At 40.2% G+C, this 23603-nt stretch carries 27 protein-coding genes; 21 read left to right on the top strand and 6 right to left on the bottom strand.

Translation table 11 applies throughout. The features are described 5' to 3' along the window. Positions 1 to 117: 117 nt before the first annotated feature. The 6 genes from MKY11_RS10280 to MKY11_RS10255 all read left to right on the top strand — a co-directional run bounded on the left by MKY11_RS10280 (position 118) and on the right by MKY11_RS10255 (position 7088). Positions 118 to 1215, top strand: coding sequence for a 3-oxoacyl-[acyl-carrier-protein] synthase III C-terminal domain-containing protein (locus MKY11_RS10280; protein WP_039165634.1), 1098 nt, complete (start codon positions 118 to 120; stop codon positions 1213 to 1215). Further along, positions 1215 to 1724 carry an isoprenylcysteine carboxylmethyltransferase family protein gene (locus MKY11_RS10275; RefSeq protein WP_038475250.1) on the top strand — a complete coding sequence of 170 codons (510 nt, stop codon included), beginning with the start codon at positions 1215 to 1217 and terminating at the stop codon, positions 1722 to 1724. The genes MKY11_RS10280 and MKY11_RS10275 overlap by 1 nt, the downstream gene beginning before the upstream one ends. Before the next feature lie 64 nt (positions 1725 to 1788). After that, positions 1789 to 1896, top strand: coding sequence for a Fur-regulated basic protein FbpC (gene fbpC, locus MKY11_RS10270; protein ID WP_306172627.1), 108 nt, complete (start codon positions 1789 to 1791; stop codon positions 1894 to 1896). Between the two features lie 131 nt (positions 1897 to 2027). Continuing rightward, on the top strand, positions 2028 to 5621 hold the full coding sequence (locus MKY11_RS10265) for a dynamin family protein (protein WP_342501388.1): 3594 nt from the start codon (positions 2028 to 2030) through the stop codon (positions 5619 to 5621). 41 nt (positions 5622 to 5662) lie between these two features. Continuing rightward, entirely contained in the window at positions 5663 to 5926 is a 264-nt protein-coding gene (locus MKY11_RS10260) for a YpbS family protein (RefSeq protein ID WP_008346351.1), read from the top strand. A 274-nt stretch (positions 5927 to 6200) separates the two neighbouring features. Then, the gene (locus tag MKY11_RS10255) at positions 6201 to 7088 is read left to right on the top strand and encodes a 5'-3' exonuclease (protein ID WP_047946659.1); all 888 of its coding nucleotides are present in this window, start codon (positions 6201 to 6203) and stop codon (positions 7086 to 7088) included. Between the two features lie 38 nt (positions 7089 to 7126). On the opposite strand, the gene MKY11_RS10250 is transcribed toward MKY11_RS10255, so the two are convergent. The 3 genes from MKY11_RS10250 to MKY11_RS10240 are packed head-to-tail and all read right to left on the bottom strand — an operon-like array spanning position 7127 to position 8382. Then, positions 7127 to 7252 (bottom strand): hypothetical protein, encoded by a 126-nt coding sequence (locus tag MKY11_RS10250; protein WP_008346357.1) that lies wholly within the window; start codon positions 7250 to 7252, stop codon positions 7127 to 7129. Positions 7253 to 7295: 43 nt separating this feature from the next. After that, positions 7296 to 7691 carry a reverse transcriptase-like protein gene (locus MKY11_RS10245; protein ID WP_017359712.1) on the bottom strand — a complete coding sequence of 132 codons (396 nt, stop codon included), beginning with the start codon at positions 7689 to 7691 and terminating at the stop codon, positions 7296 to 7298. A 1-nt stretch (position 7692) separates the two neighbouring features. Next, positions 7693 to 8382 carry a queuosine precursor transporter gene (locus tag MKY11_RS10240; protein WP_007500834.1) on the bottom strand — a complete coding sequence of 230 codons (690 nt, stop codon included), beginning with the start codon at positions 8380 to 8382 and terminating at the stop codon, positions 7693 to 7695. A gap of 94 nt (positions 8383 to 8476) precedes the next feature. On the opposite strand from MKY11_RS10240, the gene MKY11_RS10235 reads away from it, so the two are divergent. The 3 genes from MKY11_RS10235 (at position 8477) to MKY11_RS10225 (ending at position 9688) form a co-directional block, all read left to right on the top strand. Then, positions 8477 to 9148 carry a ribonuclease H family protein gene (locus tag MKY11_RS10235; RefSeq protein WP_342501387.1) on the top strand — a complete coding sequence of 224 codons (672 nt, stop codon included), beginning with the start codon at positions 8477 to 8479 and terminating at the stop codon, positions 9146 to 9148. Position 9149: 1 nt separating this feature from the next. Beyond that, positions 9150 to 9332 carry a zinc-finger domain-containing protein gene (locus MKY11_RS10230; protein ID WP_008346366.1) on the top strand — a complete coding sequence of 61 codons (183 nt, stop codon included), beginning with the start codon at positions 9150 to 9152 and terminating at the stop codon, positions 9330 to 9332. 173 nt (positions 9333 to 9505) lie between these two features. Beyond that, entirely contained in the window at positions 9506 to 9688 is a 183-nt protein-coding gene (locus MKY11_RS10225; protein ID WP_008346368.1) for a hypothetical protein, read from the top strand. Between the two features lie 51 nt (positions 9689 to 9739). On the opposite strand, the gene cspD is transcribed toward MKY11_RS10225, so the two are convergent. Beyond that, a complete protein-coding gene (cspD, locus tag MKY11_RS10220; RefSeq protein WP_003215784.1) occupies positions 9740 to 9940 on the bottom strand; it encodes a cold-shock protein CspD in 201 nt (66 codons plus the stop codon). A gap of 267 nt (positions 9941 to 10207) precedes the next feature. On the opposite strand from cspD, the gene MKY11_RS10215 reads away from it, so the two are divergent. Next, positions 10208 to 10909, top strand: a complete 702-nt coding sequence (locus tag MKY11_RS10215) for an AIM24 family protein (protein ID WP_007500832.1) — start codon at positions 10208 to 10210, stop codon at positions 10907 to 10909. Between the two features lie 34 nt (positions 10910 to 10943). Here MKY11_RS10215 and MKY11_RS10210 read toward each other — a convergent pair whose 3' ends face one another. Both MKY11_RS10210 and metA read right to left on the bottom strand, forming a co-directional pair. After that, on the bottom strand, positions 10944 to 12095 hold the full coding sequence (locus tag MKY11_RS10210; RefSeq protein ID WP_007500831.1) for a diglucosyl diacylglycerol synthase: 1152 nt from the start codon (positions 12093 to 12095) through the stop codon (positions 10944 to 10946). A gap of 227 nt (positions 12096 to 12322) precedes the next feature. Continuing rightward, positions 12323 to 13231 (bottom strand): homoserine O-succinyltransferase, encoded by a 909-nt coding sequence (metA, locus tag MKY11_RS10205; protein ID WP_008346374.1) that lies wholly within the window; start codon positions 13229 to 13231, stop codon positions 12323 to 12325. Positions 13232 to 13369: 138 nt separating this feature from the next. Here metA and MKY11_RS10200 point away from each other — a divergent pair, with 138 nt between their 5' ends. The 11 genes from MKY11_RS10200 (at position 13370) to folA (ending at position 23584) form a co-directional block, all read left to right on the top strand. After that, positions 13370 to 15052: a formate--tetrahydrofolate ligase gene (locus tag MKY11_RS10200; RefSeq protein ID WP_017359707.1), complete on the top strand. Its 1683-nt coding sequence runs from the start codon at positions 13370 to 13372 to the stop codon at positions 15050 to 15052. Positions 15053 to 15126: 74 nt separating this feature from the next. Then, entirely contained in the window at positions 15127 to 15609 is a 483-nt protein-coding gene (locus MKY11_RS10195) for a glutathione peroxidase (protein WP_249855694.1), read from the top strand. Positions 15610 to 15611: 2 nt separating this feature from the next. Next, the gene (locus tag MKY11_RS10190; protein ID WP_342501386.1) at positions 15612 to 16235 is read left to right on the top strand and encodes an HD domain-containing protein; all 624 of its coding nucleotides are present in this window, start codon (positions 15612 to 15614) and stop codon (positions 16233 to 16235) included. Positions 16236 to 16265: 30 nt separating this feature from the next. After that, on the top strand, positions 16266 to 17405 hold the full coding sequence (locus MKY11_RS10185; RefSeq protein ID WP_017367471.1) for a conserved virulence factor C family protein: 1140 nt from the start codon (positions 16266 to 16268) through the stop codon (positions 17403 to 17405). A gap of 310 nt (positions 17406 to 17715) precedes the next feature. Then, the gene (ilvD, locus tag MKY11_RS10180; protein ID WP_007500822.1) at positions 17716 to 19392 is read left to right on the top strand and encodes a dihydroxy-acid dehydratase; all 1677 of its coding nucleotides are present in this window, start codon (positions 17716 to 17718) and stop codon (positions 19390 to 19392) included. A gap of 81 nt (positions 19393 to 19473) precedes the next feature. Beyond that, on the top strand, positions 19474 to 19908 hold the full coding sequence (locus tag MKY11_RS10175) for a BrxA/BrxB family bacilliredoxin (RefSeq protein ID WP_008346384.1): 435 nt from the start codon (positions 19474 to 19476) through the stop codon (positions 19906 to 19908). Positions 19909 to 19973: 65 nt separating this feature from the next. Beyond that, positions 19974 to 20771 carry a class I SAM-dependent methyltransferase gene (locus tag MKY11_RS10170; RefSeq protein ID WP_017367470.1) on the top strand — a complete coding sequence of 266 codons (798 nt, stop codon included), beginning with the start codon at positions 19974 to 19976 and terminating at the stop codon, positions 20769 to 20771. Between the two features lie 266 nt (positions 20772 to 21037). Beyond that, positions 21038 to 21655 carry a YpjP family protein gene (locus tag MKY11_RS10165; RefSeq protein WP_024718552.1) on the top strand — a complete coding sequence of 206 codons (618 nt, stop codon included), beginning with the start codon at positions 21038 to 21040 and terminating at the stop codon, positions 21653 to 21655. 18 nt (positions 21656 to 21673) lie between these two features. Beyond that, positions 21674 to 22201: a phosphatidylglycerophosphatase A gene (locus tag MKY11_RS10160; RefSeq protein ID WP_008346387.1), complete on the top strand. Its 528-nt coding sequence runs from the start codon at positions 21674 to 21676 to the stop codon at positions 22199 to 22201. Between the two features lie 103 nt (positions 22202 to 22304). Next, complete coding sequence (locus tag MKY11_RS10155) at positions 22305 to 23099, top strand: thymidylate synthase (RefSeq protein ID WP_017367468.1); 795 nt, start codon at positions 22305 to 22307, stop codon at positions 23097 to 23099. Beyond that, positions 23096 to 23584: a type 3 dihydrofolate reductase gene (gene folA, locus MKY11_RS10150; protein ID WP_024718553.1), complete on the top strand. Its 489-nt coding sequence runs from the start codon at positions 23096 to 23098 to the stop codon at positions 23582 to 23584. The genes MKY11_RS10155 and folA overlap by 4 nt, the downstream gene beginning before the upstream one ends. Positions 23585 to 23603: the final 19 nt, after the last annotated feature.

The following is a 23603-nucleotide window of genomic DNA, read 5'->3' as shown; positions in this document are numbered from 1 at the left end:
AATTGTCGTCAAGACAAAAAGTTAGACGGAGGAAAATATTTTGACTGAATTGTGTCGTTTTGGCATGTATATCCTTTTTTTGATTGGGGATATTAACCGAAAAAAGAGGTGAAGCCGATGGCATACATTCTTTCAGTTGGAACAAGTCTGCCAAAACATCATGTGGATCAGCAAGCAGCTGCTCAATTTGCAAGGTCTCAATTTAAACGATCGTTTAAAGATATTGATCGGCTATTAAAAGCTTTTAATAATGGCGAAATAGAGAGCAGGCAGTTTGTACAGCCTATTGATTGGTATCAAGAACATCACTCTTTTGAAGAGAAAAACAACCTCTATATCGAAAAAGCATTGGCACATGCGAAAGAAGCCGTTTTTCACTGTCTGCATGAAACAGCGTTCCTTACAATGCCAGTTCCTTTTGATGAGATTGATGCTTTGTTTTTCATCTCCAGTACAGGGTTATCAACACCAAGTCTTGATGCAAAGCTGATGAATGTTCTTCCATTTTCTCCTTATACGAAACGAGTGCCAATTTGGGGGTTAGGATGCGGGGGCGGGGCGGCAGGCTTATCCCGAGCTTATGAATACATCAGGGCGTATCCAGAAGCAAAAGTGCTCGTTGTTGCCTGCGAGCTTTGCAGCCTCACTTTTCAGCCGCAAGATCAATCAAAAAGCAATTTAATTGGAACCTCGCTGTTCGGTGACGGGACTGCGGCCGTTCTTTTAACTGGAGAAAAGGCTGCTTCTAAGTATACGCGGTTAAAAACAGTACCTAAAGTGCTTGGCACGCAGTCAGTGACCATGAAAGATTCTGAGGATGTGATGGGATGGGATTTTACCGCCGACGGATTTCGGGTCATCTTCTCACGTGACATTCCATCCATCATTTCTGGGTGGTTAAAAGAGCAAGTGGATCAATTTTTACATCAGCTAGGGTTTTCAACAGAGGATGTATCCGTATTTCTTGCTCACCCTGGAGGAAAAAAAGTGATTGATGCCTATCTTGAAAGCCTATCTTTACAAGAGCATCAGCTATTTTCTTCAAAAGAGGTTCTGAAACAGCATGGAAACATGTCCTCTGCCACCGTTTTATATGTCATGAAGCATTTTCTTGAACATCAGTCACTAGATGCAGGACAGGTGGGGCTTTGCGGAGCACTTGGTCCAGGCTTTTCGTCAGAATTATTGCTCATGAAATGGGAGGGGCTCTCGTGATGATTTTCTGGATAGTGATTGGCATTTTCATTTGTCAGCGCCTCATTGAAGTGCTTGTGGCGAAAAGAAATGAAAAGAAGGTGAAGGCGCTCGGAGCGATTGAATTTGGTGCAAGCCATTATCCTTATATGGTCGCTATGCATGCAGCTTTTTTCCTCTCGCTTATTGGAGAGACATGGCTGCTGCATCGTCAACCGTCTCGTTTTTTCCTATTGCTACTTGTGTTTCTGCTTGCGACCCAGGTGATTCGGTACTGGGCACTATGTTCACTTGGGACGTTTTGGAATACAAAAATCTTAGTCGTTCCAAATGCGATGATTGTAAAAAAGGGGCCGTATCGCTGGTTGAAGCATCCTAACTATGTGGTGGTGGCGATTGAACTGATGTTCATTCCGCTGCTATTTAACGCATTTATTACTGCCATTTTGTTTACGTGTTTAAATGGATGGATGATGATGGTCAGAATTCAAACAGAAGAAAAAGCACTGAATCAGTATTTACTAAATTAATATTGAAAATCATTATCAATTGTGCTACACTTTCATTAATGATAAACATTCTCAATCATGAAGGATGGACGGTGATCACATGACAATGATTTTCTTACTCGGTACGGTCTGTGTATACAGCTTATTGATTGGCTTCGTATTAAAAGGTGTTTCAAAAAAATCTGCTTCCTGATTGCAGTCCATTGTGACTGATCGGGTAGCAGATTTTTTTATTTCCTCAGATCAGAAGAAAAATCTCTTTATTTTGTGTAAAATGGTACACATACATAACTGACTTTTCTAAAAACAAAGGGGTTTATCGTCATGAAAGACTTGTCTATTCGAGATTCGCTCGTTCAAACTACAGGTGCTTTATATCAAAGCCTTCTGAAAAGGGATGATCACGAGCGCGCAGCCAAACTTGCATCTATTATGAAAAAGGAAGCTGAAGAAGAAGTATATATCGCATTTACCGGCCACTATTCTGCTGGTAAGTCATCACTAGTGAATCATCTTCTTCATGATCACATCCTGCCCACAAGCCCAATTCCAACGAGTGCAAACTTGGTTGTTGTCAGGAAAGGGGTCAGTGAAGTTCAGCTCCATACGTCTGATGGACGTTTTGCAAAAATGAGCGGTTCTTATGATAAAGAAGCGGTGCAGCGTTTTTGTAAAGATGGGGAACAAATTGAGATGGTGGAAATTAGCGGTGATTATAGTGGACTTGAAGAAAAAGTGGCACTCATTGATACACCGGGAATTGATTCAACGGATAATGCGCACTTTTTATCCGCTGCTTCTATTCTTCATCAAGCGGATGCTCTTTTTTATGTCGTTCATTATAACCATGTCCATTCTGAAGAAAACATTCGCTTCATTCGCTCGATTAAAGAGAAAGTGCCCAATCTTTATTTCATCGTCAATCAAGTGGATCGGCATGATGAACAAGAGACAACTTTTGAAAACTACAAAAAACAAGTCGTTGAGATGCTTTTAAAAGAAGGCATTGAAGAAGAACATCTATATTTTACTTCTGTGACGGATGAGGCACACCCAAAAAACGAAATGATCCGTTTAGTGAAGAAACTACAAGAATTACAAACCATGCCTAAAGCATCACTTCGAGCCTATACAGAGCAAAAAATCGAACATGTTTTAAAAGAACATATAGACTCGTTAAAAGAAGAACTGCATGAAGAGGACCTTGATAAGCAGCTTCAAGAAAAAAGGAATGAAGTGAAAGAACTAGAAGAGAAACGCCGATTTATGGAAAATGGTGCAAAGCAGGTAGGAGATGAAGTGTCTTCTGAAGTAGAGAACATCTTAAAAAATGCAAACCTCACGCCATTTAAGATGCGAGAGCTTGCAAGTGACTATATTGAATCGAAAGCACCTGGCTTTAAAGTGGGTTTACTTTTTGCCAAAAATAAAACCGAGCAGGAAAAGGAAAAGCGGGCAAATGATTTCTTAGCAGATGTAAAAAAGAGAATGAAAGCGGAAGTTGACTGGCACATTGCCGAGCTCCTCAAAAAAGAAATAAAACAGCATCAGCTTGGGGAAGCGTTATTAGACAAAGCCATGGCATTTGAGACACCTATTGAAGAATCCTTGCTTGAAAAGGTCATTCACCAAGGGGCAACTTTTTCTAACGAATATGTTCTTCAATATGCGAAAGATGCTGGTGAAGCATTGAAAAGACAGGCGAAACAGCAAGCGCTTCAATTGATTGAACAGATGATTGAAACCTTGAAAGACCAGCTCAAGAATGAACAGGAGAAGCAAGAGGAAAAATGGGAGCAAGCGAAACAAGAGCTTCAGAGCCTTGAGGGGTATAACGAAAAAAATGAACAAATAAGACAGGATATTCAGCATTTATGGGATATTTGGCAAAACGGAACGGATGAGCATATCCCAGGCGACTGGTTTTATGCGAAAAAGCAATGGATGCAGCACGACCAACTGGAGAAGAATCGCGCATCAATTCATGTTGAAGAGAGCGATCAAGCTGCTGAACGGACAAAGCGCGATCAATACCGTCAATCGCAGCATTTAACAACAGCACAATCAATTGCACAATTTAAAGAGCTTTCCCGCATTTTATCGCCTTTAGATATTCTAAAGTCTCAAAGAGATTCCTTTGAAAAACGAACAGAACGGCTACGGGCAAAAGAATTTACACTCGCTTTATTTGGCGCTTTTAGTTCTGGAAAATCTTCTTTTGCCAATGCGCTTGTTGGACGGAAGGTGTTACCATCATCTCCTACGCCAACAACTGCAACAATTAACAAACTGACACGACCTACGGAAGATCATCCTCATGAAAGTGTCAAAGTGGTGTTTAAAACCAAGCAAGACATTCTAGAGGAACTCGATCAGATTCTTGGATTTTCGATCACAACAGAAAAAGGAGATTCGTTTAAGGCAAAGCTGGAAAGAGTGCTGAAAAAACGGCAGCTCGAACAGGATCACCGAATCATTGTAGAACATTTTCTACAAGCCTATGCCAAGTTTCATGATGACATTGACAACCAAACCAATTTACATGTCACACTTCAAGAATTAAAGCCTTATGTAGCGGAAGAATCTGTTTCTTGTGTGGTGAAGGAAGTGACGGTGTATTTAAGTACACCTTTGACAGATAAAGGGCTGACGATTGTCGATACACCAGGTGCTAGCAGTATGAATAAGCGTCATACAGAAATCGCCTTCCAGTATATGAAGGATGCAGACGCCCTTCTTTATTTAACGTATTATCAGCATTCTTTCTCAAAAGCTGATCGCTCATTTTTAAGGAAGCTTGGACTCGTAAAAGATTCCTTTAGCATGGATAAAATGTTCTTTATCATCAATGCAGCTGATTTGGCTAAAGATCAAGCAGAGCTTGAAACCGTATTTGACTATGTACGAAGCGAGCTCACAAAAGAAGGTATCCGCAATCCAAACCTGCATCATGTGTCTAGTAAGGAAGAGATCGAAGGGAAAGAGCCGACATCTTATAATCAATATGCAACACTGAGAAAACAGCTCGACTATTTTATTGAGGAAGAATTAACGAAAGATGCCATTGAACTTTTGCATTTTGAAGCTAATACATTATGTACAACGGTCGATAGACTACGTGCGACCTTGCATCAATCAGAAGATGAGAAAGAAGCTGAAAAGAAAAACATCAAGACATCCTATGAAGCCATTCTCGAAAAAATGCAAGATGTGAAACGGTCTAAACTTGTGACTGAAAGCGTAAAAAAAGACGTGCATGAACAGCTCTATCATATTGTACAGCGGCTTTCATTATTTGCGAATGATCTATTAAAGTCGGCTTTTTATCCTGGCATATCTCAAGGGAATTTTGGTCAGCAGTTAAAAATGGCACTTGAGAAAGCGTTAAAGGAGTATGAATTTGAATTTGTGCAGGAGCTCAAGGCACTTGATATCCGAATGGAATCGTTTATCCACCATTATTTCCAGGAGGAGTGGGAAAAAGGGATGCAGGCTGCATGTGCGGAAGATCCTTACTTTTCTCTCAGCCTGTCAGCCCCTGAGGAGAAAAATGCTGAGCTAAAACAAATTGAAGTCGAAGCAGAGATTACTCCATTTGAGCCGCTTTTAAAGAAACAAAAATCAGCGAAAGCCTTCTTTGAACAAAATGAAAAGGCTACGTTTATTGAAGCCATTCGAGATGTTCTACATCAAATGACAACACGTTGGGCAGATAACGAAAAAGAAGAGTTGCTGAGCAGATATGAAAAGCTAGTGAAGACCTATACGGAAAGGTACGAACAAGATGCTCTCCAACAGCTCAATGAGCAAAAACAGACATTTATGACAAGCCTTACAACAGATGCTGAAAAACAGGCGATCATTGAACAAGTTTATGAACAAACAAATGAATGGAAGAACCAGTTGAAAACGATATGATTCATGATAGACTATATAAAAAAGAAAGCAGTTGATAGACGATGACGAGCGTACACGAAGAAATTTCTGCACATTCACAGAAACAACATGCCCACATCCAATCTTTTCTTGCACTTGAACAAAAAAGAGAGCAGGCGATTGAATCGGCTGTGAAAAAATGTGAACACAATGAACCATTTTCAACAGATGAGATCAACGCCATTACGTCTAAAATGAATGAGCTTGCCCGAGGCGGAATTGTTCCCCTTCGTAAACATGTCACGATTGAGATGGTGGAGGAATACACCCAGCGTAAACAGAAGTAAAGAGTAACTTTCTCATTTTTGGTCATCTTAACAAATGAACCAGAAAGGGGAATGATCATGGCAAAAAAGCAAAACGTAAAGCAGCAGGAGGAGCGCATGCTGAAGGAAAAAGGCATGCCATCCTACGCAGAAGCGGAAACGAAAAAAATGCAATATGGTAAAAAGTAATCGGGCTGCCTCTTCTTTATCAAAAGAAGAAGGCGCCTTTTTTATGTTCGTTTCGATGTTCTATGATAGAATAGGAGTATTGTTTATAAAAAGGGAGCTTAGATGAATGAATAAACACGTCTTACTTGTAGATGGAATGGCACTTCTTTTTAGGTCGTTTTATGCGACGGCTGTCCATCGCAATTTTATGATAAATGATCGTGGTGTACCGACAAATGGAGTGAATGGTTATTTGAAGCATTTGTTAACAGCTGTCCAAACATTTGAGCCGACTCATATCGTATGCTGCTGGGATATGGGGAGCCAGACATACCGTAACGAATTGTTTCAAGATTATAAAGCCAATCGAGGCGAGGCGCCTGTTGAGCTTATCCCGCAGTTTGATTTAGCAAAAGAGGCGACAGAAGAACTGGGGATCATGAACATTGGTGTGAAAGGTTTTGAAGCAGATGATTGTATTGGAACGCTTGCATCTATCTATCAAAACGAAGCACATGTGACCGTCTTAACAGGAGATAAAGATTTGCTGCAGATCTTGAATGAACAAGTGACCGTGGCTTTAATGCAAAAAGGCATCGGGAATTATAAGCATTATACAAAAGCCCTTTTTGAAGAGGAAATGGGCATATCTCCAAAGGCCCTGATTGATATGAAAGCGCTGATGGGTGATGCTAGTGATAATTATCCTGGTGTAAAAGGAATCGGCGAAAAAACAGCGTTGAAATTTATTCAAACGTATCAAACGATTGATCGACTGTTAGAAAATGTTCATGCATTAACGGCAGCTCAGCAAAAGAAAATGCAAGCAGGATTAGAAGATCTGAAGCTTTCTCGTATACTGGCAGAAATTAAATGTGATGTACCACTCAGCTGTCCGATTGACGAAACAAAAATAAAAATGGACCCAGAGCGGGCAGCGGCAATGCTTCGCTTGCATCAAATCAAAGGGATCGAACCAATGGTTAACCGCTTAAGTCAATTAGGAATCAGTTAAGGTTAGAAAAAAAAGAAAGGGCTAAAATCAAGTTCATTTTAGCCCTTTGTGTTGCTTTTTTTCGCCTTATTTTCTAATTGCGATATTGGCTGTTTATCTTTTGTTTGCGCATCACCTTGAGGAGTCGTTCCGTTTGTGACACGGCCTCTGTTCTCTTTATCCAATTCGTATCACCTCACACATTAGCATAACCAAAAGAAAAGCGATTCATCCTTTTGAAAGGTGAATCGCTTTTCTAGCGAGCTGATCAGCCACTTGATTTTCCTTGCTCGGAATCCACTTAATGAAAAATAAATCAAATTCGCTTTGAAGCTGCAGCATTTCTTCGATAAAATGACGAAAAGATGGATTTTTAGCAAATCCTGCATTGGCTGCACGATCTACCACTTGTGAATCAGTGCGGAATGAAACGGTCCGTAATCCTTTTTCTACGCAAATTTTCATGCCTTCAATGAGCGCGGAAAACTCTGCTTCATGATTGCTCATGATGCCAAGAGGAATGGAGAAAGACTCAGCTTTTCCGTCATATTTCAAGAAAATGCCGATGCCAGATGGACCTGGGTTTCCGGCACTAGCACCGTCAATATATATTTCAGCTGGCAATTTATTTCCCCCTTTCATCAATCGGAACCATTTTTTTCGCCGCATAGGCATAAGGTGTGCCAATAGCAGCGACGATAAATTTAATCACATAAGTCGTGATGAAAATTTCGATCCATATATGGAATGGGTAGGTCCCAAGAAAGGCAATGGTTGTGAAAACGAGTGTATCAAGTAGCTGGCTAATCATTGTACTCCCCGCATTTCGCAGCCAGAGCGCACCGTCTGAAGGAAATATCCGGCGAATAAACGAATATACATAAACATCTAACATTTGACTGATGATATAAGCAGCAAGACTACCAAGAGCGACCCTTGGCATAAAGCCAAATATCGTTTCTAATGATGATTGGGAAATGTCAGATGGAGCGGGATGGAAAAGCAAAGCCTCCTGCATGACAACAGTTAATGTTAAAAGGGTGGCAAAGCCAATCCAGACAGCTTTTTTCGCTTCGGTTTGTCCATATTTTTCATTGAGGACGTCCGTTGCAAAGAACACACTGCCATATAAAATGTTGCCAAGTGTTGCCGTTAAGCCAAATAATTCAACGGTTTTGACCACTTGTAAATTGGCAGCAACTGTTGCAAAACCAATCCAGACGAAAAGCCCCATCTTGCCAAATCCTTTATAAAATAGAAGAACAATGATAAAATTAATGATCGCAAATAAGATCCAAATACCTTCATTAAACAAGTGACATGAACTTCCTTTCTAAATGTAAAATGTAACTTTTTGATTATAGCATAACGAACGTTTACCTTAAAAGTATGGGAAGGCGATGTGATCAATGAAACTAAGAGCGCACTATACAATGAAAGTGAAATCGATTGGGTCCATTGCTTTTTTCCAAGAAGATTGGATGGAGCTCAAAGAGGCCTTGCTTTTAGCAAAACATATAGACAAAAAAGAACCGCAGTCACTTCTAACATTTGAAGATGAAAAGGGTGCGATGTGGTCGATGAAAGAACTTGAAAAGCTAAACGAAGAACTTAGGCTTGAACCCGATCAGCTTCAGGTCTATTTTGATGCGAGTTTTCGCAAAGAAACAGGTGATGCTGGGCTTGGAATTGTCGTGTATTATCAGCTCGGACAGGATGCATACCGGTTAAGGAAGAATCACCCTTTTCAGAGCACCACGAACAATGAGGCAGAGTATGCGGCTTTATTTGAAGCGGTAAAAGCTTTAAAAGAACTGGGAGCCAGCAGAAACTCTGTTACGATTAGAGGAGATTCTCTTGTTGTGATGAATCAGCTCAAAGGGGAATGGCCTTGTTATGATGATATACATAACAAATGGCTCGACCGAATTGAGGCTGCGATCAAAGAGCTGAAGCTCACGCCAACATATGAAGTCATCGATCGTAAACAAAATGCAGAAGCAGATCAGCTTGCCAGACAGATACTTGCAGACGTCCCTATCGAAAGTAAGTTGAAATTAGAAGCAGACGGAGCTGAATAAAGTGGATAAAAAAACAGCAGTAAAAGAATTAACAGATCTTCAAGACACGTATTGTTCAGATTGCTTGATTAAAAAGCACTTTCGTAAAGAATTTGGCAAAAAATACGCCCACTCCTTTTGTATACAGCAATGCACGGTAGGAGAGAAGATCAAACAATACGGGAATGAATTACTCAAAAAATAAGCGTACACTCCGGTTTTCCCCTAGATGTATCACGCGTTCACGAAAAAAAAAACGAATAGAATGTGTAAAAAAAGAACATATTCTGAAAAATGAGCCGATATAACTATAGAAAGTTTTGGTTGAGTTACTTTTTGACTAAGTGACGGATAATAGAGGAAAAGGGGAAGGCCGGCATGGATAATAAGGATTTTGAAACGGTATTACATCGGACATTTCAAGAGGTGTACAGTGATCTAGAGCAACTGGTAGATGTAGCAAAGAAGGGAAGACCTTTTCTCGAAAAAGATATCTCTGAAATTGAACAAAGATTAAAGCAAAATATTTTAGCGATTGAAATTCAGCTGAAAATCAAATAAGAGAGGCATACGCCTCTCTTTATTTTGTCGTTTCATCATTGATTGAGTTGATTAGATTTTTGTTACGTTTGCAGCTTGAGGTCCACGATTACCTTCAACGATTTCAAAAGAAACTTCTTGTCCTTCTTCTAGAGATTTGTAACCGTCACCTTCGATAGCTGTGAAGTGAACGAATACGTCGTCTCCGCCTTCAACTTCAATGAAGCCGAAACCTTTTTCATTATTGAACCATTTTACTTTACCGTTTTGCATATTGCTTTTTCCTCCTAGTACTGTAGCACACCTTTCGGCATACTAAAAAAAATTTTTCATCACCTAACGACTTAAGAAGTTGTTAAATGATGGTTCCACTATACACCATCAAAAGTAAAGCGTCAAGCAGGCAAGCCAAATTTTGAGCAGAATGTTTGATTTTTTTGTTTTTTTAGTGAATGACATTTATCTATAAAACGTCCTAATCTCATGAAACCTAACGTATAACTTGTCCGTATATAGTAAAAATACAGAAAGAGGTGCGTCATGAATCGTTACACAATTGAGGAGTTTGTTCAGAATACGCAGCAAGAAGACAAAGGGGAAGGGGTTTTTGAACTTGAAACACCAAGATTGTTAGAAATTAATTTAACGGATACCATTTGGGCAAAAACAGGCTCCATGGTTTCATATCGCGGGAAAATAAAGTTTGAACGTGAAGGTGTATTTGAACACGGTGTGTCAAAGATGTTCAAAAAAATGTTATCAGGAGAAGGAACTTCTTTGATGAAGGCCACAGGTGATGGGAAATTATATGTAGCAGACCAAGGGAAAAAAATTTCGATTCTTCGATTGGCTCAAGGGGAGTCTATTTTCGTTAATGGAAACGACTTGCTCGCATTTGAACCGTCTGTTCGGTGGGACATTAAATTAATGAAAAAGGTGTCTGGCATGCTTGCAGGCGGATTATTTAATGTCAAACTTGAAGGACCAGGTCTTGTGGCAATCACAAGTCATTACGAACCGCTGACGCTGATTGTTCAGCCAGGTGATTCTGTTTATACAGATCCGAATGCGACGGTCGCATGGTCAGGAGATTTGCAGACTGAATTTGTGACAGATGTATCGTTCAAAACGTTTATTGGCAGGGGAAGCGGAGAGTCCATTCAAATGAAGTTTAGCGGAAGTGGCTTTGTTGTCGTGCAGCCGTTTGAAGAAGTGTATACAACGAATGGGAATCAAGGTTAAAAGAAGAAAGGTGTCCGTCAATGACGGACACCTTTTATGATAATGCTTGAGCATACGATTTGTTGCTCATGATCAGATCTGATTGTTCGACGATATCTTCTAAAATGGTTTGAGAAGACTGTTTTAAGTGTAATTTTTTGATGTTTTGTTTCATGGATTCTAATTTTTCTTCGTCTTGCAGCAAGTTGGTGACAGATTCTAAAATGTCTTCGTGTCTGTTGATGACAATGGCAGCGCCGTAATCTTCAAAGAAAAGAGCATTTTCTTTTTCTTGTCCTGGAACAGGTTTGTAAAGAATAACTGGGACACCAATTGCTGTTGCTTCTGTTAATGTAATTCCGCCCGGTTTTGTAATCATACAGTCCGTTACTCTGAACAATTCATCAATTTGTTCCACATATCCAAGCGCCTTCAATTGATTTGGGTGTGCTTGTTCAAGTTCGCTAAGCGATTGCTTCAGCGCTGCATTCTTACCGCACACAACAACAATTTGTACTTCACTGTCAAGAAGTAGTGCTTCACACAGTTCCTTCACATTTTTTAGTACACCATGGGCACCCGCCATAATGAGAAGGACTTTTTTGTCTGATGATAATCCATATTTTTTATAGATGATCGATTTAGGCACGTCTACTTCAAATTGTGGTCTAATCGGAATGCCTGTTACCTTGACATCGCTTGGATGTGTGCCGATTTCTACTAGCTTTTGTTTCACATAATCGGTTGCAACATAGTATCGGTCAATGTTTTCATGTACCCAAATTTTATGAAGACAAAAGTCTGTCATCACATTAAATGTTGGAATGACTTTACCTGTTTTGTTTCGGTATTCAGGTACAACAATCATCGGGAATGTAATGATGATGATATCCGGATTGTGTAATTGAATTAATTCATCAAGACGCTTATTTCCCATCTTTAAATAAATGTTAAATTTGCGTTTATTGTAAATTTTATCTACACCGTAATAAAACAAGCGATAAAATTGTTTCCCAATGGAGAAGCTCTTTAAATATAAATATTGAGTCACTTCGGACACAATGGGATTTGATTCTTGATACAAATTAGAAACTATCACATGTTCAAACCCTTGGGATTTGCATTCATCATACAGTGTTTTTGCAACCTGCATATGTCCATTTCCATAATTTGCGGTCAAGATTAATATTTTTTTATTGGTATTCAAGAATATTCACCTCAAATGTAATCAACAACAACAAAACTTCGTACGAAACTATAAATCTCATAGGTCTACATATACATAAAGATAACATATAAACAGCGAGAGCATATCATTCGTTACGAAAGAATTAAACTAATTTTAAAAAACAAACAGACTAAATTGATAATGGAAGACAGAGCCATTTGTATTTTAACACATTTTAAGCATTTATCATCAGACTACAGTCTATTTTATTCCCACACATATGGTGTTTCTTGATAAACATAGTAATTAAGCCAATTCATAAACAGCAAAGTAGCATGGGCTTTCCAGCGGTTCACTGGAACTAATGTGTCTCCATCTTCGATGAAATAGTGGACGGGTTTTTTGACTGTATCATGTTTCAACAAATCTCTTTCATATTCCTGCTTCAATGTATCTGTATCGTATTCAGGATGTCCAGTTAAAAATACTTGTTTATCATCATCTGAAACAATTAAACAAACACCAGCTTCCTCAGACGTGCTCAATACTTTTAGATTCGGCGTGTTTTTTAATTGTTCTGTATTAATATCTGTATGCCTAGAATGTGGGACATAGTATACTTCATCGAAACCTCTTACTAATCTTTCTTTTTTCTCTTTGACAAGATGCTCAAAAACACCGAATTTTTTCTCTGGAAGCTTGATTTTTTCAATGCCATAATGATGATAAAGACCAGCCTGTGCCCCCCAGCATATATGGAGAGTAGACGTCACATTCGTTTTACTCCAGTCCAAAATGTCCTGCAGTTCTTTCCAATAGGAAACTTCTTCGAAAGCTAAATGCTCAATTGGTGCACCTGTAATGATCATGCCATCAAATTTTTTATGGCGAATCGAGTCAAAGGTCGTATAAAATTCATCTAGATGCTCTCTCGATGTATTCTTCGGTGTATGTGTACTTGGAATCAAAAATGTAAAATACACTTGCAAAGGAGAATTTCCGAGCATTCTCAGCAGCTGCGTTTCAGTTTGTATTTTTTTTGGCATTAAATTTAAGATCACGATATTCAAAGGACGGATATCTTGTTTGAATGCCCTTGTCTCATCCATGACGAAAATGTTTTCGCTCTCTAGTATTTGTTTTGCCGGCAGATGAACTGGTATGTTAATAGGCAACTCGCCACCCCCTGAACCAAAGCTAATTTCACTTCATTATAGGAACTTTCTGGCGATATTTCAATGTTTCAATTATGTTACAATGAAAAATAGAGCAAAAAAGAAAGCTGTTTCTGTCAAAAAAGGAGGCCATTAATCATGATCACAAAGCATTTATCAGATATTGACATTGCCCAAAAGGCAAAGCTGAGACCGATTCAAGACATCGCAGCAAAATTACAAATACATGACGAAGAATTAGAATGCTATGGTTTCACAAAAGCGAAAATATCTTTGACTATTTTTGACCGTTTAAAGGAACAAAAAGAAGGAAATGTGATTCTTGTGACTTCGATCAACCCAACGCCAGCAGGTGAGGGGAAGTCCACCGTAACAGTTGGCCTCGGTCAAGCCTTCGAGAAAATTGGGAAAAAAGCGATCATTGCCATGCGTGAACCTTCACTAGGTCCCACAATGGGTATTAAAGGTGGTGCAGCTGGCGGCGGATATTCACAGGTGTTACCTATGGAAGAAATCAATCTTCATTTCACAGGGGATTTTCATGCGATTACATCTGCACATAACGCTTTATCTGCTTTTATTGATAATCATATCCATCACGGAAATGAGCTTGGGATCGACGCACGCCGAATTGTATGGAAACGAGTGTTAGATTTAAACGATCGTGCTCTAAGACAAGTGGTCGTAGGACTTGGCGGTCAATTAAATGGGTACCCTAGAGAAGATGGATTTGATATTACGGTTGCATCCGAAATGATGGCCATCCTCTGTTTAGCAGACGACTTAAACGATCTAAAAAAACGTCTTTCTTCTATTGTTGTTGCCTACAATCAAGAAGGTGAACCGGTCACAGTTGGAAATCTAGGATATGAAGGCGTATTAACCTTGCTTTTAAAAGATGCGCTGAAACCAAACCTTGTTCAAACGATTGAAGGAACTCCAGCCCTTGTTCATGGTGGTCCCTTTGCCAATATTGCACATGGATGCAATAGTTTAATTGCCACAAAAATGGCGGCAAAACTAGCAGATTACGTCGTAACAGAAGCGGGATTTGGTGCAGACCTCGGCGCGGAAAAATTTCTTCACATCAAAACAAGAGCAGGTGATTTTAAACCAGGCGCTGTTGTCATTGTAGCAACTGTCAGGGCGCTTAAAATGCATGGCGGAATGCAGAAAACAGAGCTCAAGGAAGCAAATGCACAGGCTGTATTAGAAGGTATACATAATTTAGAGAAGCATATTGAAACAGTGCAAGCCTTCGGTCTACCATACATCGTTGCAGTGAACCGTTTTATTACCGATACAAAAGAAGAAATTCAAGCAATAGAAAACTGGTGCGAAACGAATGGACATCCAGTCAAAGCCGTCAATGTATGGGAAGAAGGGGGAGCTGGCGGCGTAGCACTTGCCGAAGAGCTCACGACACTCATTGAAAAGAATGAAAACAGCTTTTCTTATTTATATGAGGAGCAAGATTCCATTGAAGAAAAGTTGTCAAAAGTCGCCAAAGTGGTTTATGGTGCAGACGGCGTCAACCTTACATCAAAAGCAAGAAAGCAGCTAGCTGCAATTGAGAAAAATGGCTGGGCCCATTTGCCGGTTTGTATGGCAAAAACGCAATATTCACTATCGGATGATCCGGCTTTAATCGGCAGACCAAAAGGCTTCACCGTTACGATTCGAGAGTTAAAACCATCTGTAGGAGCAGGTTTTATTGTTGCACTAACGGGAAGCATTCTGACCATGCCAGGTCTCCCTAAAAAACCTGCAGCACTTGAGATGGATTTATTAGAAGACGGCAGTGTGACTGGACTCTTTTAGCAGGAAGCATAAAAAGCGATTTTCTAAAAGAAGCATGTTACGATAGGAAAAAGTGAATCCTAGGAGGCTATGAGATGTCAATTTATGATATTCAGGTCAAGACCATTAACGGTCAGGAAAAATCAATGGCAGATTACAAAGGGAAAGTACTGATCATCGTGAACACAGCGAGCAAATGTGGACTGACCCCTCAATTTAAACAATTACAAGAGTTATACGATCAATATCATGAAAAGGGCCTTGAAATTTTGGGATTTCCGTGCAATCAATTTATGAATCAAGAACCAGAAGGGGAAGAAGCAATTCAAGAATTCTGTTCGTTAAACTATGGTGTGACCTTCCCGATGTTTGCAAAAATAGATGTCAATGGTGACAATGCGCATCCGCTTTTCAAATACCTAACGAGTCATGCGAAAGGTGTGCTTGGTACAAAAACGGTGAAATGGAATTTTACAAAATTTATCGTTGACCAAAACGGAGAAGTGACTGAACGATTCTCTCCTAAAACACCACCAAAAGAATTAGAAAGCTCCATTATCGCTCTTTTGGAGAAATAAGCATGTATTCGAGTAAGCAGCAAGAACAATTGGAGGCAGCTGCCTCCTTTGTTTCAAAACAGCTAAAGAATGAACCGACTGGACACGATGAAGCTCATATCAATCGTGTGCGCCAGCTTGCCGTCCATATTGCACAACAGGAGGGCGGGTCGCTTTTTGTCATTGAAATGGCAGCGATTGTCCATGATGTAATTGATGACAAACTGTCTAGTGAATGGAAGCTTTCACCGCATGATCTCAAGCAGCAGCTCCTTTTGTGGGAAGTGGACACGCAAGATATTCGGTATATCATGGATATCATTACAACGATGTCTTTTCGTCACCGGCATATGCAGCATAAGCCAGTGACATTAGAAGGGGCCATTGTTCAAGATGCAGATCGACTGGATGCGATAGGTGCAACTGGGATTGCAAGGGTGTTTACATATGCCGGTGCAAAAGGGGAGCCTCACTATACAGAGGGTGCTCACCAAGGCACAGTACTTTTGCATATGCAAGACAAGCTGCTTCAATTAAAAGACTTGATGAACACACGTGCTGGAAAGCAGCTGGCTCATGAGCGACATGAGTTTATGTGTCTATTTATTAAGACATGGAAAGAAGAATGCGGCCTTACAGATGAGTAGGGTCTTTATGTGTGTAAGGAGGATGTATAGATGAAAATAACTGCCATAGAACCAACGCCAAGCCCGAATACAATGAAAGTCATTTTGACAGAAGCGCTTGCAGGCGGTAAAAGCAATAACTACAAAAAAGATCAAAAAGACGAAGCGCCAGAGATGATTAAGCGCATTTTAACCATTGAAGGTGTAAAAGGTGTTTACCATGTAGCCGATTTCTTAGCGGTTGAGCGTAATGCGAAATTTGACTGGCAAGGTATTTTACAGCAAGTCAGAGAAGCCTTTGGACAAGAAACGGAAGGGCTTCAGGGAGAATCGCAGTCAGGTGATGACACATTTGGAGAAGTCAAAGTGTTTGTTCAAATGTTTAATGGGATTCCGATGCAGGTGAAGCTGACAGACGGTGAAAGAGAAGAACGATTTGGAATGCCTGAACGTTTCCAGGCAGCGATTTTAAAGCTAAGAAGCAGTTCAGATAATGTTGTATTTGAACGTGTGTGGAAAGAACATGGCGTACGTTTTGGAGAATTTGCTGATATCGGTCAAGAAGTCACAGAAGAGCTGCAAGCTGCATATGACGACGAGCGTTTATCCCGTTTAACAGAGGCAGTGAAGGAAGGTCAAGAGGCTGTAGATAAACAAGTGAACCGAAAAGCATATGATGTGACAGAAGAGATGCTGCGCGATGAAGATTGGAAGAAACGTTTTGCTCATTTAGAGCAAATGCAGCCAGAGAAAAAAGATATACCTGTTTTAATGAAAGCGATGGAGGATCCAAAAACATCGATTCGCAGACAAGCTGTTGTGAATGCTGGCATGATTGAAGATCCAGCCATTTTGCCTATTTTGTATAAAGGGCTTGAAGATAAAACAGTGACAGTTAGAAGAACTGCAGGAGATTGTATTTCGGATCTTGGTGATCCTAGTGCGATTGAAGCGATGATCCAAGCCTTAAAGGACCCAAGTAAGCTTGTCCGCTGGCGTGCGGCCATGTTCCTTTATGAAGAAGGTGACGAAACAGCACTAGAAGCTTTAAAAGAAGCGGAGCAGGACCCTGAATTTGAAGTCAGTCTTCAAGTAAAAATGGCCATCGAACGAATTGAGCACGGAGAAGAAGCAAAAGGCTCTGTGTGGAAGCAAATGACAGAAAGTAGAAAAAATGCATCAGAATCATAAGAAAGACGAGCAGGCTGCCAATAAAAGGCAGCTTGTTTTCTGAAAATGGCTTTTTTATTGGCAGAAAAATTTTTTTAGAAAAATTATTTTGAATATTGTTGAAATATGAGAAAAAACTCTATATAGTAGTACCAATATAGAATATTGGAGGTCAGATTTTATGACACAATCCTTGCTGAGCACTTGCTTCAGCAGAGAAATCAGTCACTATCTATTATAGGTGGCTAAATAAACAGAAAATTTGTAAAATAAAATGAACTCAAAATCATACAGTCAACAAGACTAGTAGTATAGGAGGCTTTTTAAACAGATGGCAGAACTTCGCAGTAATATGATTAAACAAGGAATTGACAGAGCACCTCACCGAAGCTTACTAAGAGCAGCTGGGGTAAAAGATGAGGATTTTGGCAAACCGTTTATTGCCGTATGTAATTCCTATATTGATATTGTCCCAGGGCATGTCCATCTTCAGGAATTCGGAAAAATTGTGAAAGAAGCCATTCGTGAAGCTGGCGGTGTTCCATTTGAATTCAATACAATTGGGGTAGATGATGGTATTGCGATGGGGCATATTGGGATGAGATATTCATTGCCAAGCCGTGAAATCATTGCTGATTCAGTAGAGACCGTGGTGTCTGCACACTGGTTTGATGGCATGGTTTGTATTCCAAACTGTGATAAAATCACGCCAGGTATGATGATGGCTGCCATGCGTGTGAATATCCCAACTGTATTTGTCAGTGGTGGACCGATGGAAGCTGGTAGAACAAGTGATGGCAGAAAAATTTCTCTTTCTTCTGTCTTTGAAGGCGTAGGCGCATACCAATCAGGGAAAATTAATGAAGAGGAATTAAACGAATTAGAGCAATTTGGCTGTCCAACATGCGGATCTTGCTCTGGTATGTTTACAGCAAACTCAATGAACTGTTTAGCAGAGGCGCTAGGGATTGCTCTTCCTGGAAATGGAACCATTTTGGCGACTTCACCAGAACGAAGAGAATTTGCGAAGAAGTCAGCAAAACAATTGATGGAGCTGATCAAAAAAGACATTAAACCACGTGATATTGTCACCGAAAAAGCGATTGATAACGCATTTGCTTTAGATATGGCACTTGGTGGTTCAACAAATACAGTTCTTCATACATTGGCGATTGCAAATGAAGCAGGCGTTGAATATTCACTTGAACGCATCAATGAAGTCGCAGAACGTGTGCCGCATTTATCGAAACTTGCTCCAGCTTCAGATGTATATATTGAAGATTTACATGAAGCTGGCGGAGTGACCGCTGCACTAAATGAATTGTCCAAAAAAGAGGGGGCTCTTCATTTAGATACCATGACCGTCACAGCGAAAACGTTAGGCGAGAATATTGCAGGTCATGAGGTAAAAGATTATAACGTCATTTATCCAATTGACAAGCCATTTACTGAAAAGGGCGGTTTAGCCGTTTTATTTGGAAACCTTGCGCCAGATGGAGCAATCATTAAAACAGGCGGTGTACAAGACGGCATCACACGTCATGAAGGACCTGCGATCGTATTTGAATCCCAAGAGGAAGCACTTGAAGGAATCATTAATCGAAAAGTAGAAGCAGGACATGTTGTCATTATTCGTTATGAAGGACCTAAAGGCGGTCCAGGTATGCCTGAAATGCTAGCACCAACTTCACAAATTGTTGGAATGGGACTTGGTCCAAAGGTTGCTTTAATTACAGACGGACGATTCTCCGGTGCTTCTCGCGGATTGTCTATTGGACACGTCTCTCCAGAGGCAGCAGAAGGTGGCCCGCTTGCCTTTGTTGAAAATGGTGATCATGTCGTTGTCGATATCGAAAAACGCATTTTAAGCGTAGATGTCCCGGAAGAAGAATGGGAAAAAAGAAAAGCAAACTGGAAAGGCTTTGAGCCAAAAGTAAAAACAGGTTACCTTGCCAGATACTCAAAACTTGTGACATCAGCCAATACAGGCGGAATCATGAAAATTTAATGTGAAATTGAACATTTGAAAATTGGCTCTCTCTATAGTATCCTTTATTCACAACATAAGGATTATAGAGGGGGCTTTTTTATGTCAATGGCATATGAAGAATATATGCGTCAGCTCGTCGTACCAATGCGCCAAGAACTGACAAGTGCAGGGTTTCAAGAATTGACGACTGAAGAAGAAGTAGAAAAAACGATGCAGGAAGCAGAAGGAACAACATTTGTTGTCGTCAATTCCGTATGCGGATGTGCTGCCGGTTTAGCACGCCCTGCTGCTACTCAAGCTGTCATGAAAGCAGAAAAAGCACCAGATCGAATGGTGACGGTCTTTGCTGGTCAGGACCGGGAAGCAACGGCTAAAATGAGAGAATACTTCACAGGTGAGGAGCCATCTTCTCCATCTATGGCACTTTTAAAAGGAAATGAACTCGTTCACTTTATCCCGCGTGACGAAATTGAAGGTCATGAAATGGAAGATATTATGAAGAACGTCTTATCTGCATTTGAAAAACATTGCTAATACAAATGTTGAAATGTCCTGTGATCCATCAGGGCATTTTTTCTTGATTATGATGGAGGAACGACATGCTCATTACAACAAGCTTTAGAGCAAATGAACAAACAATTGAAACGGCAAAGGCCCTTGCAAAGGACTTGCATGGTGAGTATATCGAGCGGCGCAAACAATCTGTCAAACAGCTTGCGATCAAGCGGGGGGATGTACTGGTTGTTGGGAAAGAACGATTTGAATGGTATCAGCCAAATGGTGAAAAGTTCTTTTTCCATCCAAGCTCAGCGATGTTTAGGGTGAAGCGGGTTCTGCGAGGGGAAAAAGATCCATTAATAGAAGCAGCACAATTAAAGCCGGGCGATTCCTTTTTAGATTGTACGCTTGGCTTAGGATCTGATGCGATTACCGCAAGCTGCGCTACAGGAGCCAATGGAAAAGTGGCCGGTATTGAAAAAAATCCGATGACGGCATTGCTTGTTCGAGAAGGACTCAGCACTTGGGAAACGGGTGTGAAAGAGGCAGACGAAGCGATGAAACGGATATCTGTCATCAGCGGGGATAGTATTGAGCAGTTAAAGAAGCTCCCTGATCGATCCTATGATATCGTCTATTTTGACCCGATGTTTGAAGAAACCATACAAGAGTCTGCTAGTATGATGCCGCTTCGTCATGCAGCTGAGCATCATTTTGACCATGAAACCGCTGTGAAAGAAGCAATGAGAGTGGCTAGAAAAAGAGTGGTTTTAAAAGATCATTGGAAAAGCACACGATTTACCACTGATTCCTATCAATTTCAGGTGATGAAACGTAAAACCGCCCAATTCCATTACGGATATATCTCAATAGAAGAAGACAAATCAACAAAACTTTAATCACTCTTAACAATTAAAAAAGCCCTATTTCAGGGCTTTTAATCGGTGATCTCCATATAGACAAAATAAAATAACGTCAGCAAGGAAGCTGTGATGAAAAACCCTTCAAGCATATCCATTCCTCCCAAATTTTAGTCGTCGTTACTGTCATTGTAAACGTTTTATCATGAAAAAGAAAGTCTCAACTCAATGACCAAATTGAATGACTGAAAATTCATTATATGCTAGAATAGCAGTATGATAACTTATGGAAGGAATTAGATATCATGAAAATGTGGATGAGAAAAACGCTCGTTGCACTCTTTACGATTGCGACTTTTGGTTTAATCTCTCCTCCATCAGCTTTGATGACAGACAAGCCATCTGAACTTTCTTCATCTGATAAATCACCTTATACAGCAGTTTATGATACATCAGATGATACGCGCAGCTGGGAATTATCGCAAGAAGACAACAAAGAGCGGGTAGACCCCTTTGAGCAATATAAGCAAGAGGTTCTATCAAGTGCAGAAAACCAATCCTTTCTCAAATTTGGTCGTAAAATCACACCTGTCATTGAGGACGAGTATAGAGAAGAGATTCAACCAAAAATTGAACAAGTGTTAACCGACTTTTTAACAAATTTCAAAGATGACGAAAAATTTCAAGATGTTGTTTTAACTGATCAGCCTTCAAGCGGAAATGGGGAAAAAATCTTCCACATTTATAATAGAAAGACTGGAGAAGATTTGCTTCGTTTTCATGTCAGGAGAGATCAGCCGCCTCACAGCGGATATTGGTTTAACTTTCACTACCATACAGCAGAAGATGGATTCCAGACGCATCATGAACTCGGTAATATTTACTGGGATAAAAACACCCCGCCGAGCTGGATGAGCCACTAGAAGGAGATGTCATGCCAATTGAAAAAGTATACAATGAACGAAATGGTTCGCATTACAAAACAAATGTTAAACGAGCGTGGAGTGAAAATAGAAGATATTGCACACATTGTGCTGAAACTCCAAGAGAAATACAACCCAAATCTTCCACTTAGTGTCTGCATTGAAAATGTTGAAAAAGTGCTGAATAAAAGGGAAATTGTCCACGCAGTTTTGACAGGACTTGCTCTTGATCAGCTGGCAGAAAAAAAACTTTTGCCAGAACCTTTGCAGCATTTAGTTGAAACAGATGAACCGCTATATGGAATTGATGAGATTATTCCGCTTTCCATTGTCAATGTATATGGATCAATCGGTTTGACCAACTTCGGTTATCTAGACAAAGAGAAATTTGGTATCATTAGAGAATTAGATGAAGGTCGTCCTGGTGAAGTACACACCTTCCTCGATGACCTTGTCGCTGCGCTTGCCGCTGCAGCAGCAAGTCGCATAGCTCACTCACACCAAGATATTAAGGACGAAGAGCAGGATCGAGTGAATCAAGCATAAAAAGAAAAACATGTCTGCTCATCTTGCAGACATGTTTTTTTGGTTTCAACAAAAGCAGAAATAAGGTAAACTACAACAAGAACATAAATAAAGGATGAAAAAAATGAAACAATACAAAGAGTTATGCCGTCATGTATTACAGCACGGGGATGAAAAAGGTGACAGAACAGGAACAGGCACTATCAGCACGTTCGGTTACCAAATGAGATTTGATTTACAGGAAGGGTTTCCTTTATTAACAACAAAGAAATTACACCTGAAATCAATCATTCATGAGTTACTGTGGTTTTTAAAAGGTGATACAAATGTCAAATATCTTCAAGAAAATGGTGTCCGTATTTGGAATGAATGGGCAGATGAAAATGGAGAGCTAGGGCGTGTGTATGGTGCGCAGTGGAGATCATGGGCGAGTGGAGACGGAGAGACAGTAGATCAGATCAGCAAGCTGATCCATGATATTGAGAATCATCCTAATTCGAGAAGATTGATTGTCAGTGCGTGGAATCCAGGAGAAATTGATCAGATGGCGCTGCCTCCTTGTCATTGCTTGTTTCAATTTTATGTATCAAACGGTAAATTATCGTGCCAGCTCTATCAACGTTCGGCAGATATCTTTTTAGGTGTGCCTTTCAATATTGCTTCGTATGCACTTCTAACGATGATGATTGCCAAAGTGACCAACCTTGAGCCAGGAGAGTTTATTCATACGCTAGGAGATGCTCATATTTATCAAAATCATCTTCCGCAGGTCAAAATGCAGTTAGAGCGTGAGGAGCGCACACTTCCGCAGCTTCGCATCACTAGAGATGTCAAAAGTATTTTTGATTTTACGTTTGATGATTTTGTGCTCGAGAACTATGATCCACATCCGCATATTAAAGGAGAAGTCAGTGTATGATTTCCATGATAGTGGCGACAGGAAAAGACAGAGTCATTGGCAAAGATAATCAAATGCCTTGGCATTTACCCGCTGATTTAGCGTATTTTAAAAAAGTCACAAGTGGCCATACCATTGTCATGGGCAGAAAAACGTTTGAATCAATTGGACGAGCACTGCCTAACCGCCGGAATATCGTGTTGACCACAAGTTCTTCTTTTCAAGCTGAAGGATGCGAGGTGGTCCATTCAATCGATGATATTTTAACCATTGCGAAGACCGAGGAAGAATTATTGATCATTGGCGGGTCTAAGCTGTATGAGGAAATGATGCCATATGCAGATCGTCTATATATCACGCACATTCATCATTCATTTGAAGGCGACCGTTTCTTCCCTTATTACGATGAAGAGAATTGGACGGTTGTATCACGTGAAAAAGGCCATCGTGACGAAAAGAACCCCTACAATTATGAATTTGTCGTCTATGACAGAAAAGAAGGATAAGTGAGTAGGAGGAGTACGG

Source organism: Bacillus sp. FSL W7-1085, from assembly GCF_038595035.1.
Classification (GTDB): domain Bacteria; phylum Bacillota; class Bacilli; order Bacillales; family Bacillaceae; genus Bacillus; species Bacillus altitudinis.
This window is presented reverse-complemented; position numbering and strand designations above follow the sequence as displayed.